Source organism: Pseudomonas sp. BN102, from assembly GCF_029871245.1.
Taxonomy (GTDB): domain Bacteria; phylum Pseudomonadota; class Gammaproteobacteria; order Pseudomonadales; family Pseudomonadaceae; genus Metapseudomonas.
The window spans coordinates 1-3,027 of sequence record NZ_SSON01000009.1 but is presented as its reverse complement, the minus strand read 5'-3'; the positions used below and the strand labels follow the sequence as shown (position 1 = coordinate 3,027).

General features: G+C 64.6%; 3 protein-coding genes and 1 pseudogene. 1 reads left to right on the top strand and 3 read right to left on the bottom strand.

Going from position 1 to position 3,027, the window contains the following annotated elements; translation table 11 throughout:
• Window positions 1-1,182 (top strand): OprD family porin (locus E8F12_RS00400; protein ID WP_280323304.1); only part of this gene is annotated, 1,182 nt, incomplete at its 5' end.
• Window positions 1,183-1,354: 172 nt separating this feature from the next.
• Here E8F12_RS00400 and yjiA read toward each other — a convergent pair.
• The 3 genes and pseudogenes from yjiA to E8F12_RS00385 form a co-directional block, all read right to left on the bottom strand.
• Complete coding sequence (gene yjiA / locus E8F12_RS00395; RefSeq protein WP_280323303.1) at window positions 1,355-2,329, bottom strand: GTPase; 975 nt, start codon at window positions 2,327-2,329, stop codon at window positions 1,355-1,357.
• Between the two features lie 201 nt (window positions 2,330-2,530).
• On the bottom strand, window positions 2,531-2,734 hold the full coding sequence (locus E8F12_RS00390; protein ID WP_280323302.1) for a YbdD/YjiX family protein: 204 nt from the start codon (window positions 2,732-2,734) through the stop codon (window positions 2,531-2,533).
• A 13-nt stretch (window positions 2,735-2,747) separates the two neighbouring features.
• Window positions 2,748-3,027, bottom strand: a pseudogene (locus E8F12_RS00385) (carbon starvation protein A); the annotation flags it as partial.

Here is a 3,027-nt window from a genome sequence, read left to right as displayed (position 1 = left end):
TTCATCAAGGACAGCAAGGCCAGCCTGGAACTGCGCAATTTCTACTTCAACCGCGACTTCCGCCAGGACAATGCGCCCCAGGCCAAGGCCGAGGAGTGGGCCCAGGGCTTCCTCCTGCGCTATGAATCCGGCTTCACCGAAGGCACGGTCGGCGTCGGCGTCGATGCCCTCGGCCTGCTCGGCGTCAAGCTCGACTCCAGCCCCGACCGCAGCGGCACCGGCCTGCTGAAACGCGACCGCGAAACCGGCCGCGCCCAGGACGAATACGGCGAACTCGGCCTCACCGCCAAGCTGCGCGCCTCGAAGAGCGTGCTCAAGGTCGGCACCCTGTTGCCCAAGCTGCCGGTGGTCCAGTACAACGACTCGCGCCTGCTGCCGCAGACCTTCCAGGGCGGCCACCTGAACTCCCTGGAACTCGACGGCCTGACCTTCGACGCCGGCCAGCTCAAGCAGGTCAACCAGCGCGACTCCTCCGACTACGAGGACATGACCATCGCCAACGGCGGCGCCCGCGGTATCAGCTTCCGCCGCGGCACCACCAGCGATGCCTTCAACTTCGCCGGCGCCAGCTACAAGTGGAACGACAGCCTCAGCACCGGCTACCACTACGGCGAGCTGGACGACTTCTACAAGCAACACTATGTCAGCGCCGTGCACCTGCTGCCGCTGGGCGACAAGCAGTCGCTGAAGAGCGACCTGCGCTTCGCCCGCTCCACCGACGAGGGCACCAGCAACGTCGACAACAAGGCCTTCGGCGCCATGTTCACCTACGCCCTCGGCGGCCATGCCTTCGGCCTCGGCTACCAGAGCATGAGCGGCGACACCGGCTTCGCCTACATCAACGGCACCGACCCCTTCCTGGTCAACTACGTACAGATCGGCGACTTCGCCAACAAGGACGAGAAATCCTGGCAGGCCCGCTACGACTACAACTTCGCCAGCCTCGGCATTCCCGGCCTGACCTTCATGACCCGCTACCTGTCCGGCGACAACGTCGACCTCGGCGCCAACCGCGAAGACGGCAAGGAATGGGAACGCAACACCGACATCGCCTACGTGTTCCAGGACGGCCCGCTGAAGAACTTCGGCATCAAATGGCGCAATGCCACAGTGCGCTCCAACTTCGCCAGCGACATCGACGAGAACCGCCTGATCCTCAGCTATGTCGTGCCGCTCTGGTAAGCGTTTCCCGACGAAGAAGCCCGCCATCCGGCGGGCTTTCTCATTCTGGCACGCACCATCGTAGGGTGAACCACGCTTCACCGGTCCACCATCGGCGTTCGGCCGAACCACGGATGGTGGATAGAAGAGCGCTATCCACCCTACAAAGATGCGCCTAGCGCTTTCGATCCGATCACACCTGCGCCGCTTCGAACCCCGCGCGGATCTTCTCCTCTGGCAACTGGTCGCCGATGAAGACCATCACGCTCTCCCGCGCTTCGCCTTCTTTCCACTCTGCATCCCAGTCGAAGCCATAGAGCCGCAGCACACCCTGGAACACCATCCGGCGCTCTTCGCCGGCAATCGCCAGCACACCCTTGTAGCGCAGCATGGAGTTGCCGTGCTCCTCCAGCAGCTGCTCCATGAAGGCGCTGAGCTGGTCGATATCCAGCGGCCTATCGCTTTTCAGCACCAGGGTGCCGATGCGGTCGGGCGTGCCGGCCGGTGCGAGCGGACGCAGGTTCAGTGCCGGGCCGACGTCGGCGTTCAGGTTGAAGCCGCGCACGTCCAGCAGCTCGGCCAGGTCGATGCGGCCGTGATCGACCGCGCGGATCGGCGCGCGGCGGTTGATGCGTTGCAGGCGCTGGCTGAGCGCTTCGAACGCGTCGGGCTCGACCAGGTCGGTCTTGCTCACCAGGATGCGGTCGGCGAAGCCCACCTGGGCCTGGGCGATGGTTTCCTGCAGGTGCCGGTCGGCATTGGCGGCGTCCACCAGGGTGATGATGCCGTCCAGGACATAGCGTTCGCAGAGCTCTTCGTCGGCGAAGAAGGTCTGCGCCACCGGCGCCGGGTCGGCCAGGCCGGTGCACTCGATCACCAGGCGGTCGAAGGCTAGCTCGCCGGCGTCCAGGCGCTCCAGCAGGACGAACAGCGCCTTCTCCAGCTCGACATGGATGGAGCAGCAGACGCAGCCGTTGGCCAGGGTCATCACTTGCACCGGCTCCTCGCCCAGCAACTGGCCGTCGATCGGTGTCTCGCTGAACTCGTTCTCGATCACGGCGATCTTCAGGCCGTGCTCGGCCTTGAGAATGTATTTCAGCAGGGTGGTCTTGCCGGCACCGAGAAAGCCGCTGAGCACGGTGACCGGAATGGGGAAGTGAGCAGACATCGGGGATTCCTCGATTCAGCAGTGGCCCCGCTCGGGAAGCAGGGCCATTCGTAGGGTGGACCACGCTTCATCGGTCCACCATCAACGTTCGGTTGGGGCGCGAATGGTGGACATGAAAAGCGATGTCCACCCTACGGGGCGGCGGCCTTGAAACAAGAGCGCCACGACAGGCGTGGCGCTCAGGTTACCGCATTGAGGGGTTCAGCAGCAGCGTACTGGCCGTCCCTTGCCGCCGCCGTAGCGGGCTTCCTGCCGCTCGCGGAAGAACTCATCAAAGCTCATCACCGGCTTGTCCGGGTGCTTGCTGCGCATGTGCTCGACGTAGGTGTCGTAGTCAGGCATGCCCACCAGCATCCGGGCAGCCTGGCCCAGGTACTTACCCATGCGGCTCAGGTCATTGAACATGCGCAGGTTCTCCTCAAGCGTCCGGAATCGGCTGGAACGGCGCTTCCCTGTCGGTGCGCTCCGGCTTCACCCAGGCGGCGCGGCCGACCTTGATGGCGTAGAACAGCACGCTGAGCACCACGAAGAGGAACAGCGCGGTCAGGGTGGCGTTGGTGTAGGCGTTGAAGATCACATGCTGCATCTGTCCCATGTCCTTGGCCGGAGCCAGGATCTGGCCAGCGGCGGCGGCATCGCTGTACTTCTTGGCCAGGGCGAGGAAGCCCACCGCCGGGTTCGGGTCGAGCAGCTTGATC